At 61.9% G+C, this 14,784-nt stretch carries 17 protein-coding genes; all 17 read left to right on the top strand.

Annotated features, from left to right (window positions below; genetic code table 11):
- Nucleotides 1-57: 57 nt before the first annotated feature.
- The 17 genes from rpoC (at nucleotide 58) to rpsQ (ending at nucleotide 14,775) form a co-directional block, all read left to right on the top strand.
- Nucleotides 58-4,257, top strand: coding sequence for a DNA-directed RNA polymerase subunit beta' (gene rpoC, locus AC0CMF_RS06315; RefSeq protein WP_374629331.1), 4,200 nt, complete (start codon nucleotides 58-60; stop codon nucleotides 4,255-4,257).
- 71 nt (nucleotides 4,258-4,328) lie between these two features.
- Complete coding sequence (locus tag AC0CMF_RS06310; protein ID WP_050475501.1) at nucleotides 4,329-4,628, top strand: hypothetical protein; 300 nt, start codon at nucleotides 4,329-4,331, stop codon at nucleotides 4,626-4,628.
- Nucleotides 4,629-5,406: 778 nt separating this feature from the next.
- Nucleotides 5,407-5,778: a 30S ribosomal protein S12 gene (gene rpsL / locus AC0CMF_RS06305; protein ID WP_019966691.1), complete on the top strand. Its 372-nt coding sequence runs from the start codon at nucleotides 5,407-5,409 to the stop codon at nucleotides 5,776-5,778.
- 12 nt (nucleotides 5,779-5,790) lie between these two features.
- A complete protein-coding gene (gene rpsG, locus AC0CMF_RS06300) occupies nucleotides 5,791-6,261 on the top strand; it encodes a 30S ribosomal protein S7 (protein ID WP_374629330.1) in 471 nt (156 codons plus the stop codon).
- A 21-nt stretch (nucleotides 6,262-6,282) separates the two neighbouring features.
- On the top strand, nucleotides 6,283-8,358 hold the full coding sequence (fusA, locus tag AC0CMF_RS06295; protein WP_050475497.1) for an elongation factor G: 2,076 nt from the start codon (nucleotides 6,283-6,285) through the stop codon (nucleotides 8,356-8,358).
- Between the two features lie 44 nt (nucleotides 8,359-8,402).
- Nucleotides 8,403-9,593, top strand: coding sequence for an elongation factor Tu (gene tuf, locus AC0CMF_RS06290; RefSeq protein WP_058900184.1), 1,191 nt, complete (start codon nucleotides 8,403-8,405; stop codon nucleotides 9,591-9,593).
- A 65-nt stretch (nucleotides 9,594-9,658) separates the two neighbouring features.
- Nucleotides 9,659-9,967, top strand: a complete 309-nt coding sequence (rpsJ, locus tag AC0CMF_RS06285; RefSeq protein ID WP_013652482.1) for a 30S ribosomal protein S10 — start codon at nucleotides 9,659-9,661, stop codon at nucleotides 9,965-9,967.
- Nucleotides 9,968-9,990: 23 nt separating this feature from the next.
- On the top strand, nucleotides 9,991-10,698 hold the full coding sequence (gene rplC / locus AC0CMF_RS06280; protein ID WP_050474669.1) for a 50S ribosomal protein L3: 708 nt from the start codon (nucleotides 9,991-9,993) through the stop codon (nucleotides 10,696-10,698).
- Nucleotides 10,698-11,318 carry a 50S ribosomal protein L4 gene (gene rplD, locus AC0CMF_RS06275; protein ID WP_019965870.1) on the top strand — a complete coding sequence of 207 codons (621 nt, stop codon included), beginning with the start codon at nucleotides 10,698-10,700 and terminating at the stop codon, nucleotides 11,316-11,318. The genes rplC and rplD overlap by 1 nt, the downstream gene beginning before the upstream one ends.
- Nucleotides 11,315-11,608, top strand: a complete 294-nt coding sequence (locus AC0CMF_RS06270) for a 50S ribosomal protein L23 (RefSeq protein ID WP_019965869.1) — start codon at nucleotides 11,315-11,317, stop codon at nucleotides 11,606-11,608. Before rplD ends, AC0CMF_RS06270 begins: the two co-directional genes overlap by 4 nt.
- A gap of 16 nt (nucleotides 11,609-11,624) precedes the next feature.
- Nucleotides 11,625-12,458: a 50S ribosomal protein L2 gene (gene rplB / locus AC0CMF_RS06265; RefSeq protein ID WP_019965868.1), complete on the top strand. Its 834-nt coding sequence runs from the start codon at nucleotides 11,625-11,627 to the stop codon at nucleotides 12,456-12,458.
- A gap of 12 nt (nucleotides 12,459-12,470) precedes the next feature.
- Nucleotides 12,471-12,749, top strand: a complete 279-nt coding sequence (gene rpsS / locus AC0CMF_RS06260; RefSeq protein WP_019965867.1) for a 30S ribosomal protein S19 — start codon at nucleotides 12,471-12,473, stop codon at nucleotides 12,747-12,749.
- A gap of 2 nt (nucleotides 12,750-12,751) precedes the next feature.
- Nucleotides 12,752-13,132 (top strand): 50S ribosomal protein L22, encoded by a 381-nt coding sequence (gene rplV, locus AC0CMF_RS06255; protein ID WP_019965866.1) that lies wholly within the window; start codon nucleotides 12,752-12,754, stop codon nucleotides 13,130-13,132.
- On the top strand, nucleotides 13,132-13,860 hold the full coding sequence (gene rpsC, locus AC0CMF_RS06250) for a 30S ribosomal protein S3 (RefSeq protein WP_019965865.1): 729 nt from the start codon (nucleotides 13,132-13,134) through the stop codon (nucleotides 13,858-13,860). Before rplV ends, rpsC begins: the two co-directional genes overlap by 1 nt.
- Nucleotides 13,861-13,900: 40 nt before the next feature.
- The gene (rplP, locus tag AC0CMF_RS06245) at nucleotides 13,901-14,314 is read left to right on the top strand and encodes a 50S ribosomal protein L16 (protein ID WP_019965864.1); all 414 of its coding nucleotides are present in this window, start codon (nucleotides 13,901-13,903) and stop codon (nucleotides 14,312-14,314) included.
- A gap of 22 nt (nucleotides 14,315-14,336) precedes the next feature.
- Entirely contained in the window at nucleotides 14,337-14,537 is a 201-nt protein-coding gene (gene rpmC / locus AC0CMF_RS06240; RefSeq protein WP_019965863.1) for a 50S ribosomal protein L29, read from the top strand.
- A 10-nt stretch (nucleotides 14,538-14,547) separates the two neighbouring features.
- Entirely contained in the window at nucleotides 14,548-14,775 is a 228-nt protein-coding gene (gene rpsQ, locus AC0CMF_RS06235) for a 30S ribosomal protein S17 (protein WP_019965862.1), read from the top strand.
- The last annotated feature ends 9 nt before the right edge of the window (nucleotides 14,776-14,784 follow it).

Raw genomic sequence — 14,784 nt, 5'->3', positions numbered from 1 at the left:
AGGAAAAGGGGAGTGGGCACGGCCCGCTCCCCATCCGTGCATCGAAGGAGAGAGCCCATGAATCATGAGGTCATGAACCTGTTCAACCAGCAGGCTCCTGCGCAGACCTTCGACCAGATCCGGATTTCTCTCGCCAGCCCCGAGCGGATCATGTCTTGGTCCTATGGTGAGATCAAGAAGCCGGAGACGATCAACTACCGCACGTTCAAGCCTGAGCGTGATGGTCTGTTCTGCGCCCGTATCTTTGGCCCGATCAAGGACTACGAGTGCTTGTGCGGCAAGTACAAGCGCATGAAGTACAAGGGCGTCATCTGTGAGAAGTGCGGCGTCGAAGTGACGCTGAGCCGCGTGCGCCGTGAGCGCATGGGCCACATCGAGCTGGCCGCCCCGGTTGCGCATATCTGGTTCCTGAAGTCGCTGCCCTCCCGCATCGGCCTTCTGCTGGACATGACGCTGAAGGATCTGGAGCGCGTGCTCTATTTCGAGAACTATGTTGTTCTCGAGCCGGGCCTGACCCCGCTGAAGCAGAACCAGCTGCTGAGCGAGGAAGAATATATCAGCGCCCAGGACGAGTACGGCGAGGACGCCTTCACGGCGATGATCGGCGCGGAAGCCATCCGCGAGATGCTGATGTCGCTGGATCTGGTGCGCGAAAGCGAGAAGCTGCGCGTCGAGATCGCCGAAGCGACCACCGAGCTGAAGCCGAAGAAGCTGGCCAAGCGCCTCAAGGTCATCGAAGCCTTCACCGAGTCGGGCAACCGTCCGGAATGGATGATCATGACCGTGATTCCGGTGATCCCGCCGGATCTGCGCCCGCTGGTTCCGCTGGACGGCGGCCGTTTCGCGACGTCGGATCTGAACGATCTGTACCGCCGCGTGATCAACCGCAACAACCGCCTGAAGCGCCTGATCGAGCTGCGTGCACCGGATATCATCATCCGCAACGAAAAGCGCATGCTGCAGGAGTCCGTTGACGCCCTGTTCGACAACGGCCGCCGCGGCCGCGTCATCACCGGTGCCAACAAGCGTCCGCTGAAGTCGCTGTCCGACATGCTCAAGGGCAAGCAGGGCCGCTTCCGTCAGAACCTGCTCGGCAAGCGCGTCGACTATTCCGGCCGTTCGGTGATCACCGTGGGTCCGGAGCTGAAGCTGCACCAGTGCGGCCTGCCGAAGAAGATGGCTCTCGAGCTGTTCAAGCCCTTCATCTATTCGCGCCTCGACGCGAAGGGCTTCTCCTCGACCGTCAAGCAGGCCAAGAAGCTGGTGGAGAAGGAGCGTCCGGAAGTCTGGGATATCCTCGACGAGGTCATCCGTGAGCACCCGGTTCTTCTGAACCGTGCGCCGACGCTGCACCGTCTCGGCATCCAGGCGTTCGAACCGACACTGATCGAAGGCAAGGCCATCCAGCTGCACCCGCTCGTCTGCTCGGCTTTCAACGCCGACTTCGACGGTGACCAGATGGCCGTGCACGTGCCGCTTTCGCTGGAAGCCCAGCTGGAAGCCCGCACGCTGATGATGTCGACCAACAACATCCTGCATCCGGCCAACGGCGGCCCGATCATCGTTCCGTCTCAGGATATCGTTCTGGGTCTCTATTATCTGTCGATCATGGCAGAGAAGGAGCCGGGCGAAGGCATGGCCTTCGGCAACATGGGCGAGATCCAGCACGCGCTGGCCAACAAGGTCATCACGCTGCACACGAAGATCCGCGGACGCTTCCGCTCGATCGACGCTGACGGCAACCCGACCTCCGGCATCTTCGAGACGACGCCGGGCCGCATGATGATTGCCGAACTGCTGCCGAAGCATCACGAGGTTCCCTTCGACACCTGCAACAGGCTGATGACGAAGAAGGAAGTCTCGCGCATGATCGACACCGTCTACCGCGCCTGCGGTCAGAAGGAGACGGTCATTTTCTGCGACCGCATCATGCAGCTCGGGTTCCGCAATGCGTGCAGCGCCGGCATCTCGTTCGGCAAGGACGACATGGTGATCCCGGACACCAAGCAGAAGCTGGTGGGCGAGACGGCCGCAATGGTTGCCGAATACGAGCAGCAGTACAACGACGGCCTGATCACTCAGGGCGAGAAGTACAACAAGGTGGTTGACGCCTGGGCCAAGTGCACCGACCGCATCGCTGACGAGATGATGAAGCGCATTCAGGCGGTTCAGATCGATCAGGAGACGGGCCGTCAGAAGCCGATGAACTCGGTTTACATGATGTCCCACTCGGGTGCCCGTGGTTCTCCGGCCCAGATGAAGCAGCTTGCCGGCATGCGCGGCCTCATGGCCAAGCCGTCGGGCGAGATCATCGAAAACCCGATCATCTCGAACTTCAAGGAAGGCCTGTCGGTTCTGGAGTACTTCAACTCCACCCACGGCGCCCGTAAGGGTCTGGCTGACACCGCGCTCAAGACGGCGAACTCGGGTTACCTGACCCGCCGCCTCGTGGACGTGGCTCAGGACTCGATCATCCTTGAGGTCGACTGCGGCTCCGAGAACGGCATCACCGTTCAGGCGATCGTGGACGCCGGTCAGGTCATCGCAAGCCTTGGCCAGCGAGTTCTCGGCCGTACGGCGGCAGAAGACGTCTACAACCACGCAACCGGCGAGATCATCGTGCCGAAGGGCCGCATGATCGACGAGAAGGACGTGGAGCTGATCGAGGCTGCCAAGGTTCAGCAGATCAAGATCCGTTCGGTTCTGACCTGTCAGACCATCACGGGCGTCTGCGGCACCTGCTATGGCCGTGACCTTGCCCGTGGTACGCCGGTCAACATCGGTGAAGCTGTCGGCGTCATCGCCGCTCAGTCGATCGGTGAGCCGGGCACCCAGCTGACCATGCGCACGTTCCACATCGGTGGCACGGCACAGGTGGTGGACAGCTCGTTCATCGAATCCAACGTCGATGGCACGATCAAGATCCGCAACCGCGCCGCCACCCGCGACAGCGATGGCAACCTGATTGCCATGGTGCGCAACATGTCGCTCATCGTCGTTGACAGTGACGGCAACGAGCGCGCTGTCCATCGCGTCACCTACGGCGCCAAGCTGCTGGTGGACGATGGTGATGCGGTCAAGCGCGGCCAGCGTATCGCCGAGTGGGACCCCTACACCCGTCCGATGCTGTCGGAAGTGGATGGTGTGGTCGACTTCGAAGACCTGGTGGACGGCGCTTCGGTGCAGGAAACCACCGACGAGGCGACCGGTATCACCAAGCGTGTCGTCATTGACTGGCGCACGTCGCATCGCGGCCAGGATCTCAAGCCGGCGGTTGTCGTCAAGGACGCCAATGGCTCGATCTGCAAGCTGGCCCGTGGTGGTGACGCCCGCCTGCTGCTTTCGGTGGACGCCATTCTGTCGGTGCAGCCGGGCAACCGGGTGAAGGCTGGTGACGTGCTCGCACGTATCCCGCTGGAAAGCGCCAAGACGAAGGACATCACCGGTGGTCTGCCCCGCGTGGCGGAACTGTTCGAGGCGCGCCGTCCGAAGGACCACGCCATCATCGCGGAAATCAGCGGTACCATCCGCTTCGGCCGCGATTACAAGAACAAGCGCCGCATCATCGTGGAGCCGCATGACGAGGCACTGGAGCCGGTCGAGTACCTGATCCCGAAGGGCAAGCACTTCCATCTGCAGGAAGGCGATGTCATCGAGAAGGGTGAGTACATCCTCGACGGCAACCCGGCGCCGCACGACATTCTGGCGGTCAAGGGCGTGGAAGCGCTCGCGGCCTATCTCGTCAACGAGATCCAGGAAGTCTACCGTCTGCAGGGCGTGGTGATCAACGACAAGCACATCGAGGTGATCGTTCGCCAGATGCTGCAGAAGGTCGAGGTCACCGATCCGGGCGACACCGAGTTCTTCTCGGGCGAGCAGGTCGACCAGCTCGACTTCGACGAGGCGAACGAGCGTGCCATCGACGACGCCAAGACCCCGGCCAAGGGCGTGCCGGTTCTCCTGGGTATCACCAAGGCGAGCCTGCAGACCCGGTCGTTCTTCTCGGCAGCCTCCTTCCAGGAGACGACGCGCGTCCTCACCGACGCCGCCGTCAACGGCAAGATCGACCCGCTGGTCGGCCTGAAGGAGAACGTCATCGTCGGCCGTCTGATCCCGGCCGGTACCGGCGGCGTGATGAAGCGCATCCGTCAGATCGCGACCCACCGCGACGACCTGATCCTCGACGAGCGCCGCAAGCGCTCGGGCGACAGCGCCGCAGAAGGCCTGCTGGAGGATCTGTCCGGCGCCGCCGAGTAAGCGGCCCCGGACCCATGAACCAGAAAGGCCGCCACCCGTGCGGCCTTTCGTTTATCAAGAAGGAGGCCGTGATGGCTGGCAATGACGATGATGCTCCGCTGGAGCCGACGGTCTTCCTGGTGATTGGCCGGGTCTGGGACAGCGAGGACGGCGGGCCGGAAGATGCGGTGCCGATCCATGTGATGCTGACCGCCCCCGATGACGATAGCGCCGTGCGCAAGACGCTGGAAGCGCTGGCAGGGGAGGGCTTTGCCGAGGCCGAGCTCGACCAGATCGGCGTGCTGGAAGGCGAGCCGGATGACCCGACCTATGAAGGCGCCTATCAGGACGCTCTGTCGGGCAACGTGGCGGTGATCACCTTCCGCGATTGACGCAGCAATCGCAGTCAGAAGACCGGGGACGGCAGAGGGCAACAGGCCAGCTGCCGTCCCTGTGCATTTGAGGGAACGGGTTTGCACCGTGTTTACCGTTCCCGCAGGAAGGGTTGGCAGCCCTGCCAGGCTGCAGTGGCCTGATTGGTCCCGCAAGCGGCACGGGGGCAGGGCAGAGTGGTTTGATTCCCTTGTTCTGATTCCTTAACGGGCAAACAACCGGCTCACCGTGCAGTGAGTCCCGGTTTTCGGGAAATCCGCCGGGGATTCGGGGCTTCTGCGGCTCAGCAGGCTGCAGGACAGCCCTGCAGGATTCGCAAGGCACGGTTAACCGGCATAGGACCAGGCCTTGCAGGATGCCAGGGCTGTATAATTTAATTACAATTCTGCGCGCATTGGCGTTACAAAAGATGCGGAAATGCGCGGATTCAGGCCTTGCCGCGGCCAAGGCGCAGCAGGGCAGGGCAATCCCGCAGAAATCCGAGATTTCCCTTGACGGCAGGGGGCGCCGTGAGTAGTGTCCGCCCATCCCAAGGGCAGGCGGTAAGTCCTGATGTGTTCCAGCGGTCTACGCAAGGAACCTGAATACTTAAACGCTGCCGGGTTCAAAAAGGCGAATAAGCGTCGATTGCACGACCGCGATTAACCTCGTGGTCCTCTGGTTTTCGCAGCGCCTCCCATGTGCGAACATGGCTGAGGCGCGATTACGTTTGTCACGTAGTCAGTGAAAAGCAGGGTAGCGTACGAATTTTTGGATGGCAGAGGTAAAGGGCACAGAATGCCGACCATCAACCAGCTGATCCGCAAGCCGCGGAAAGACCCGCCGAAGCGGAACAAGGTGCCGGCCATGGAGGCCTGCCCGCAGAAGCGTGGTGTTTGCACCCGCGTATACACCACGACGCCGAAGAAGCCGAACTCGGCACTTCGTAAGGTTGCCAAGGTGCGCCTGACGAATGGCTTCGAAGTCATCGGTTACATCCCGGGTGAAGGCCACAACCTTCAGGAACACTCCGTGGTGATGATCCGCGGCGGCCGCGTCAAGGATTTGCCGGGCGTTCGCTACCACATCATCCGTGGCGTGCTCGACACCCAGGGCGTCAAGAACCGTAAGCAGCGCCGGTCGAAGTACGGCGCCAAGCGGCCGAAGTAAGGAGCGCGCGGCATGTCCCGTCGTCACAGCGCAGAAAAGCGCGAGATCATTCCGGATCCCAAGTTCGGTGATGTCGTCGTTACCAAGTTCATGAACTCGATCATGTATCACGGCAAGAAGTCCGTGGCCGAGCGCATCGTTTACGGTGCCTTCGACATCATCGAGAAGAAGACCCGTGAGAACCCCATCGAGGTGTTCCATGCGGCTCTCGAAAACGTCATGCCGCAGGTGGAAGTCCGCTCCCGCCGCGTCGGTGGTGCGACCTACCAGGTTCCGGTGGAAGTCCGCACGGACCGCCGTCAGGCACTGGCGATCCGCTGGCTGATCACTGCAGCCCGCAACCGCAACGAAACCACCATGGTGGACCGCCTGTCGGGTGAAATGCTCGACGCCGCGAACAACCGTGGTTCCGCAGTGAAGAAGCGCGAAGACACGCACCGCATGGCGGACGCGAACCGCGCCTTCTCTCACTATCGCTGGTAATCCTGGAAAAGGGCTGACGTCATGTCTCGCACGCACAAAATCGAGGACTACCGCAACTTCGGCATCATGGCTCACATCGATGCCGGCAAGACCACGACCACCGAGCGCATCCTGTACTACACAGGCAAGAGCCACAAGATCGGTGAAGTCCATGATGGCGCTGCCACCATGGACTGGATGGAGCAGGAACAGGAACGCGGCATCACGATCACGTCCGCCGCGACCACCGCTTTCTGGAATGAAAAGCGCCTGAACATCATCGACACCCCGGGTCACGTGGACTTCACCATCGAGGTGGAGCGTTCCCTGCGCGTGCTCGACGGTGCCGTTGCCCTTCTCGACGCCAACGCTGGCGTTGAGCCCCAGACTGAAACCGTGTGGCGTCAGGCGGACAAGTACCGTGTGCCGCGCATGATCTTCGTCAACAAGATGGACAAGCTCGGTGCGGACTTCTACCGCTGCGTCGAGATGGTCAAGACCCGTCTGGGTGCCAAGGCTCTGTGCGTACAGATCCCGGTTGGCGCCGAGAGCGAGTTCGCCGGCGTTGTCGATCTGATCAAGATGAAGGCGCTGATCTGGCGCGACGAAAGCCTGGGCGCTGCCTGGGACGAAGTCGAGATCCCGGCTGACCTGGCTGACAAGGCACAGGAATTCCGTGATGCCATGATCGAGACGGCTGTCGAAGTCGATGAAGCTGCCATGGAAGCGTATCTGGAAGGCAACGAGCCGGACAACGACACGCTGAAGGCACTCATCCGCAAGGGCACCATCAGCGGCGAGTTCATTCCGATCTTCGCTGGCTCGGCCTTCAAGAACAAGGGCGTTCAGCCGCTGCTCGACGGCGTGGTGGACTACCTGCCGTGCCCGCTCGACGTCCCGGCCATCAAGGGCATCGATCCGAAGACCGAGGGGGAAATCCTCCGCAAGTCGAGCGACGAAGAGCCCCTGTCCATGCTGGCGTTCAAGATCATGAACGACCCGTTCGTCGGTTCGCTCACCTTCTGCCGCATCTACTCGGGCGTTCTGAACAAGGGCACGTCCCTGCAGAACACCGTGAAGGACAAGAAGGAACGCGTCGGCCGCATGATGCAGATGCATGCCAACAGCCGTGAAGACATCGACGTTGCCTATGCAGGCGACATCGTTGCCATCGCCGGTCTGAAGGACACCACCACGGGTGACACGCTCTGCGATCCTGCCAAGCCGGTCATTCTGGAGCGCATGGAATTCCCCGAGCCGGTGATCGAGATCGCCGTCGAGCCGAAGACCAAGGGCGACCAGGAAAAGATGGGCCTCGCGCTCAACCGCCTGGCAGCCGAAGATCCGTCCTTCCGCGTCAAGACCGACGAGGAAAGCGGCCAGACGATCATCGCCGGCATGGGTGAACTTCACCTCGACATCATCGTCGACCGCATGCGCCGCGAGTTCAAGGTGGAAGCCAATATCGGTGCTCCGCAGGTGGCCTATCGCGAGACGATCACCCGCCGCGCCGAAGTGGACTACACCCACAAGAAGCAGACCGGTGGTACCGGCCAGTTCGCCCGCATCAAGCTCGTCATCGAGCCGAACGAAGTGGGTGCAGGCTATGCCTTCGAGAGCCAGATCGTCGGTGGTGCTGTTCCGAAGGAATACATCCCGGGCGTGACCAAGGGTATCGAGAGCGTGATGTCTTCGGGCCCGCTCGCCGGCTTCCCGATGGTCGACATCAAGGCGAGCCTGACCGACGGTGCCTACCACGACGTGGACTCCTCGGTTCTGGCCTTCGAAATCGCTGCCCGCGCCGGCTTCCGTGAAGCCATCGCAAAGGCCGGTCCGAAGCTGCTCGAGCCCATCATGAAGGTCGAGGTCGTGACCCCGGCTGACTACATGGGCGACGTGATCGGCGACCTGAACTCCCGCCGCGGCCAGATCAACGGCACGGAAGACCGTGGTGTTGTGACCGCGATCACCGCGATGGTCCCGCTTGCCAACATGTTTGGCTACGTGAACAACCTGCGGTCCATGTCGCAGGGGCGTGCGCAGTACTCGATGGTGTTCGACCATTACGAGCAGGTGCCGCAGGCCGTTGCTGACCAGGTTCAGGCGAAGTACGCCTGAACCACCGACCGACATTAAAGAACTAGAGAAAGCGGAGTAATCCGATGGCGAAGGAAAAGTTTGAGCGCACGAAGCCGCACGTGAACATTGGCACGATCGGCCACGTTGACCACGGCAAGACGACGCTGACCGCGGCGATCACGATGACGCTGGCTGAGACCGGCGGCGCGGTTGCCAAGGCCTATGACCAGATCGACGCAGCGCCGGAAGAAAAGGCGCGCGGCATCACGATCTCGACGGCACACGTTGAGTATGAGACGGCAAACCGTCACTACGCACACGTTGACTGCCCGGGTCACGCCGACTACGTCAAGAACATGATCACCGGTGCCGCCCAGATGGACGGCGCGATCCTGGTGTGCTCGGCCGCTGACGGCCCGATGCCGCAGACCCGCGAGCACATCCTGCTCGCCCGTCAGGTCGGCGTGCCGGCTCTGGTGGTGTTCATGAACAAGGTCGACCAGGTCGACGACGAAGAGCTTCTGGATCTCGTCGAGATGGAGCTGCGCGAGCTGCTCTCCTCTTACGACTTCCCGGGCGACGACATTCCGATCGTCAAGGGCTCGGCTCTGGCTGCGGTTGAAAACCGCGACGCCAACATTGGCCGTGACGCCATCCGCGCTCTGATGGACGCCGTTGACGCGTACATCCCGACGCCGGACCGTCCGATCGACATGCCGTTCCTGATGCCGATCGAAGACGTGTTCTCGATCTCCGGCCGTGGCACCGTGGTGACCGGCCGTGTCGAGCGCGGCATCGTGAAGGTGGGTGAGGAAGTCGAGATCGTCGGCATCCGCGACACCAAGAAGACGACCGTGACCGGCGTTGAGATGTTCCGCAAGCTTCTGGACCAGGGCCAGGCAGGCGACAACATCGGCGCGCTGATCCGTGGCGTTGGCCGTGAGGACGTTGAGCGTGGTCAGGTTCTGTGCAAGCCGGGTTCGGTCAAGCCGCACAAGAAGTTCAAGGCCGAAGCCTACATCCTGACGAAGGAAGAAGGCGGCCGTCATACGCCGTTCTTCACGAACTACCGTCCGCAGTTCTACTTCCGCACGACGGACGTGACGGGCATCGTTGAACTGCCGGAAGGCACGGAAATGGTGATGCCGGGCGACAACATCTCGGTCGTCGTGACGCTGATCGTTCCGATCGCCATGGAAGACGGCCTGCGCTTCGCTATCCGCGAAGGCGGCCGTACCGTCGGCGCCGGCGTTGTCGCTTCCATCATTGAGTAATCGGCGGGTGCCCCCGCCGCCGCTTCAGGCGGACGGCGGGGCCCAGTCTTATCGGGAAATCTGAAATGAACGGTCAGAATATCCGGATCCGCCTCAAGGCATTCGATCACCGTATTCTCGATGCTTCCACCCGGGAGATCGTGAACACGGCGAAGCGGACCGGTGCGCAGGTACGGGGTCCCGTGCCGCTGCCGACGCGGATTGAGAAGTACACCGTGCTTCGTGGTCCGCACATCGACAAGAAAAGCCGCGATCAGTTTGAGATGCGCACTCACAAGCGCCTCCTCGACATCGTCGATCCGACGCCGCAGACCGTCGACGCTCTTATGAAGCTCGACCTGGCAGCTGGCGTGGACGTCGAGATCAAGCTCTGAGTCGGATCGAAAGGTTTACGCCAATGCGTTCTGGAGTGATCGCTCAGAAGGTGGGCATGACCCGCATTTACAACCAGGCTGGCGAGCATGTGCCGGTCACTGTACTGCGGCTCGAAAACTGCCAGGTTGTTGCTCACCGCACTGAAGAAAAGAACGGCTACACCGCACTGCAGCTTGGCTCCGGTGTTGCCAAAGTCAAGAACACGCCCAAGGCGATGCGCGGACATTTCGCGGTTGCCAAGGTTGAACCGAAGCGCACGCTGGCTGAGTTCCGCGTGAGCCCGGACAACCTGATCGAAGTCGGGTCCGAGATCACTGCCGACCACTATGTGGAAGGTCAGTTTGTCGACGTCACCGGCACCTCGATCGGTAAGGGCTTTGCCGGTTCCATGAAGCGCCACAACTTCGGTGGTGGCCGCGCTTCTCACGGTAACTCGGTGTCCCACCGCGCGCACGGTTCGACCGGCCAGCGTCAGGACCCGGGCAAGGTGTTCAAGGGCAAGAAGATGGCTGGCCACATGGGTGATGCCCGTGTGACCACGCAGAACCTCAAGGTTGTCCGCACGGACGTCGAGCGCGGCCTGATCATGGTCGAAGGCTCTGTTCCCGGTGCCAAGGGCGGCTGGATCCTGGTTCGCGATGCCGTCAAGAAGGCGCTGCCGGAAGGCGTGCCGGTCCCGGGTGCTTTCCGGGCCGTTGCCGAGGCAGCCACGGGCAAGGAGAGTGAGTGATGGAACTTGAGGTCAAAACCCTCGAAGGTTCGGCCGCCGGTTCGATCACGGTGTCGGACGAGATCTTCGGTCTCGAGCCGCGCACGGATCTGATCCACCGAGTTGTGCGCTGGCAGCTTGCCAAGCGCCAGGCTGGTACCCACAAGGCCAAGGGCCGTGCCGAAGTCTCCGGCACGACCAAGAAGTTCGTCCGTCAGAAGGGCTCCGGTGGCGCCCGTCACGGCAACCGCAAGGCTCCGCAGTTCCGCGGCGGCGGCAAGGCGTTTGGTCCGGTTGTCCGTGACCATGGCCACGACCTGCCGAAGAAGGTTCGCGCCCTGGGCCTCGCCCATGCGCTGTCTTCCAAGGTGAAGGCCGGTTCGCTGATCGTTGTCGAGGACGCCAAGGCCGCTGAAGCCAAGACCAAGCTGCTGAAGGAAAAGTTCAGCAAGCTGGGCCTCGCCAACGTGCTGGTCATCGATGGTGCAGAGGTGGATGCGAACTTCGCACTCGCCGCCCGCAACATTCCGGCTGTTGACGTGCTCCCGGTTCAGGGCATCAACGTCTACGACATCCTGCGCCGCAACACCCTGGTTCTGACCAAGGCTGCTGTGTCGGCTATCGAGGAGCGGTTCAAATGAGCAAGATCGCTCACTACGACAAGATCGTCAGCCCGGTGATCACCGAGAAGGCGACCATGGCCTCGGAAGAGAACAAGGTGGTCTTCAAGGTTGCCAACTCGGCAACCAAGCCGGAAATCAAGGCAGCGATTGAAGCCCTGTTCGGCGTCAAGGTCACTGCGGTGAACACTCTGGTCCGCAAGGGCAAGGTGAAGCGTTTCCGCGGCCGCATCGGACAGCAGTCCGACTACAAGAAGGCCATTGTGACGCTCGCCGAGGGTCACTCGATCGACGTGACGACCGGACTCTAAGGCTGGGACGACAATTATGGCACTCAAGACCTTCAACCCCACGTCCCCCGGCCGGCGCCAGCTGGTTCAGGTGGACCGTGCCGATCTCTGGAAGGGCAAGCCGGTCAAGACCTTGACCGAAGGCCTGAGCAAGACCGGCGGCCGCAACAACCGCGGCCGTCTGACGGCACCGAACCGCGGTGGTGGCCACAAGCGCTCCTACCGTCTGGTGGACTTCAAGCGTCGCAAGTTCGACGTTCCGGCGACTGTTGAGCGCTTGGAATACGATCCGAACCGCACCGCTTTCATCGCGCTGATCCGTTACGAGGATGGCGAGCTGGCCTACATCCTGGCCCCGCAGCGTCTTGCTGCCGGCGACATGGTTGTGGCTGGTGAGTCCGTCGACGTGAAGCCGGGCAACGCAATGCCGCTGGCTTCCATTCCGGTCGGCACCATTGTCCACAACGTTGAGCTGAAGCCGGGCAAGGGCGGTCAGATCGCCCGTTCCGCCGGTGCTTTCGTTCAGATCGTCGGCCGTGACCAGGGTTACACGATCCTGCGTCTCATGTCCGGTGAACAGCGCCGCGTTCTGGGCACCTGCATGGCGTCCATCGGCGCCGTGTCCAACCCGGACCATGGCAACATCAACCTGGGCAAGGCCGGACGTTCGCGCTGGCTCGGCATCCGCCCGCACACCCGCGGTGTGGCCATGAACCCGATCGACCATCCGCACGGCGGTGGTGAAGGCCGCACCTCGGGTGGCCGTCATCCGGTGACCCCCTGGGGCAAGCCGACGAAGGGCAAGCGCACGCGCAGCAACAAGGCAACGGACAAGTTCATTGTTCGCAGCCGCCATGCTCGCAAGAAGTAAGAGGTACGGATCGTGACACGTTCGATCTGGAAAGGTCCGTTTGTCGACGGGTATCTGCTGAAGAAGGCGGACAAGGTTCGCGAAACCGGCCGGAACGAGGTCATCAAGACCTGGAGCCGCCGCTCGACGATCCTGCCGCAGTTCGTTGGCCTGACCTTCGGCGTCTACAACGGACAGAAGCACGTTCCGGTGCTGGTGTCTGAAGAAATGATTGGTCACAAGCTCGGCGAGTTCTCGCCGACCCGGACCTACTATGGGCACGGCGCCGACAAGAAGGCGAAGAGGAAGTAACGATGGGCAAGCCGAAGCGTGAGCGGACGCTCGCCGACAACGAGGCCAAGGCGGTCACGCGCATGCTGCGCGTTTCCCCGCAGAAGCTGAACCTCGTGGCGGCTGCAATCCGCGGCAAGAAGGTAAGTTCCGCTCTGGCGGATCTGACGTTCTCCCGCAAGCGCATCGCTGGTGACGTCAAGAAGACCCTGATGTCCGCGATTGCGAATGCCGAGAACAACCACGACCTGGACGTGGACAGCCTGGTGGTTGCCGAAGCCCATGTGGGCAAGGCTTTTGTCATCAAGCGGTTCCATGCCCGTGCACGTGGCCGCGCTGGCCGGATCGAGAAGCCGTTCTCGAACCTGACCATCGTTGTTCGTCAAGTCGAGGAGACTGCCTGATGGGACACAAAGTTAACCCGATCGGCATGCGCCTCGGGATCAACCGCACCTGGGACTCCCGCTGGTTCGCCAACAAGGGCGAATACGGCAAGCTGCTTCATGAAGATTTCCGCATCCGCGAATATCTGATGAACGAGCTGAAGCAGGCTGCGGTTTCCAAGATCGTGATCGAACGCCCGCACAAGAAGTGCCGTGTGACCATCCACTCCGGCCGTCCGGGTGTGGTCATCGGCAAGAAGGGTGCGGACATCGACAAGCTGCGCAAGAAGCTTGCCGCGATCACCGACGCCGAAGTGCACATCAACATCGTTGAAGTGCGCAAGCCGGAAATCGACGCGACCCTGGTTGCCGCTTCGATCGCCCAGCAGCTGGAACGCCGTGTTGCATTCCGCCGCGCCATGAAGCGTGCCGTTCAGTCGGCCATGCGTCTGGGCGCCCTTGGCATCCGCATCAACTGCGGCGGCCGTCTGGGTGGTGCGGAAATCGCACGCGTCGAGTGGTATCGTGAAGGCCGTGTGCCGCTGCACACCTTGCGCGCCGACATCGATTATGGCACAGCGACCGCTCACACCGCCTATGGCGCCTGCGGCGTCAAGGTCTGGATCTTCAAGGGCGAGATCCTCGAGCACGATCCGATGGCGTCTGAACGCCGCGCGACCGAAAGCTCGGATGCGAATCAGGGTGATCGCGGCCAGCGCCGTGATCGTGGTCGCGAGCGCGCTGCCTGAAAAGGCAGCGCCCGTGTAACGCAAGAACGAGAGAAGAACGATGCTGCAACCGAAGCGAACTAAGTTCCGCAAGCAGCACAAGGGCCGCATCCACGGCATGGCGAAGGGCGGTACTGACCTGAACTTCGGCGAATTCGGTCTGAAGGCCGTGGAGCCGGAGCGTGTCACCGCCCGCCAGATCGAGGCAGCCCGTCGTGCAATGACCCGTCACATGAAGCGTGCGGGCCGTGTTTGGATCCGGATTTTCCCGGATGTGCCGGTGTCTTCCAAGCCTGCGGAAGTCCGCATGGGTAAGGGTAAAGGTGCCCCGGACTACTGGGCTTGCCGTGTCAAGCCGGGCCGTATCATGTTCGAGATTGACGGCGTGCCGGAAGACGTTGCCCGCGAAGCAATGCGCCTGGCTGCTGCCAAGCTGCCGATCAAGTGCCGGTTCGTACAGCGGATCGCCGAGTAAGGCAGTCGAGGAGAGTTGAGCCATGAAGGCAAATGATGTAAGGGCAAAGACCCTCGACGAGCTCCGTACGGAACTCGAGGCACTGAAGAAGGAGCAGTTCAACCTGCGCTTTCAGAAGGCCACCGGTCAGCTCGAAAACACTGGTCGTTTCCGGCAGATCCGCCGGGATATCGCCCGGATCCAGACGATCATGCGCGATAAGCGCATGACCGCAACCGCGTAAGGAGGCCTCAATGCCGAAACGCATTTTGCAGGGCACCGTGGTCAGCAACGCGAATGACAAGACGGTGACGGTGAAGGTGGAGCGTCGCTTCACTCACCCGCTGCTCAAGAAGACGGTGCGCCGGTCCAAGAAGTACCGGGCGCATGACGAAGCGAACAAGTACCAGGTCGGCGACACGGTTCAGATCGAAGAGTGCGCGCCGATCTCCAAGACCAAACGTTGGACCGTGGTCTCCTGAGACCACGGC

The sequence above is a fragment of the Pannonibacter sp. CBAS1226 genome (assembly GCF_055685825.1).
Note: the sequence above shows the minus strand (reverse complement) of the source record. Positions and strands in the feature narration are given on the sequence as shown.

What these genes read in the sequence shown, in the direction of transcription:
- rplP (WP_019965864.1), top strand. Translation starts at nt 13,901, where the DNA reads ATGCTGCAACCGAAGCGAACTAAGTTCCGCAAGCAGCACAAGGGCCGC.
- AC0CMF_RS06310 (WP_050475501.1), top strand. Translation starts at nt 4,329, where the DNA reads ATGGCTGGCAATGACGATGATGCTCCGCTGGAGCCGACGGTCTTCCTG.
- rplB (WP_019965868.1), top strand. Translation starts at nt 11,625, where the DNA reads ATGGCACTCAAGACCTTCAACCCCACGTCCCCCGGCCGGCGCCAGCTG.
- rpsL (WP_019966691.1), top strand. Translation starts at nt 5,407, where the DNA reads ATGCCGACCATCAACCAGCTGATCCGCAAGCCGCGGAAAGACCCGCCG.
- rpsJ (WP_013652482.1), top strand. Translation starts at nt 9,659, where the DNA reads ATGAACGGTCAGAATATCCGGATCCGCCTCAAGGCATTCGATCACCGT.
- rplC (WP_050474669.1), top strand. Translation starts at nt 9,991, where the DNA reads ATGCGTTCTGGAGTGATCGCTCAGAAGGTGGGCATGACCCGCATTTAC.
- rpsC (WP_019965865.1), top strand. Translation starts at nt 13,132, where the DNA reads ATGGGACACAAAGTTAACCCGATCGGCATGCGCCTCGGGATCAACCGC.
- rpoC (WP_374629331.1), top strand. Translation starts at nt 58, where the DNA reads ATGAATCATGAGGTCATGAACCTGTTCAACCAGCAGGCTCCTGCGCAG.
- rpmC (WP_019965863.1), top strand. Translation starts at nt 14,337, where the DNA reads ATGAAGGCAAATGATGTAAGGGCAAAGACCCTCGACGAGCTCCGTACG.
- rplD (WP_019965870.1), top strand. Translation starts at nt 10,698, where the DNA reads ATGGAACTTGAGGTCAAAACCCTCGAAGGTTCGGCCGCCGGTTCGATC.
- rplV (WP_019965866.1), top strand. Translation starts at nt 12,752, where the DNA reads ATGGGCAAGCCGAAGCGTGAGCGGACGCTCGCCGACAACGAGGCCAAG.
- rpsQ (WP_019965862.1), top strand. Translation starts at nt 14,548, where the DNA reads ATGCCGAAACGCATTTTGCAGGGCACCGTGGTCAGCAACGCGAATGAC.
- rpsG (WP_374629330.1), top strand. Translation starts at nt 5,791, where the DNA reads ATGTCCCGTCGTCACAGCGCAGAAAAGCGCGAGATCATTCCGGATCCC.
- tuf (WP_058900184.1), top strand. Translation starts at nt 8,403, where the DNA reads ATGGCGAAGGAAAAGTTTGAGCGCACGAAGCCGCACGTGAACATTGGC.
- AC0CMF_RS06270 (WP_019965869.1), top strand. Translation starts at nt 11,315, where the DNA reads ATGAGCAAGATCGCTCACTACGACAAGATCGTCAGCCCGGTGATCACC.
- fusA (WP_050475497.1), top strand. Translation starts at nt 6,283, where the DNA reads ATGTCTCGCACGCACAAAATCGAGGACTACCGCAACTTCGGCATCATG.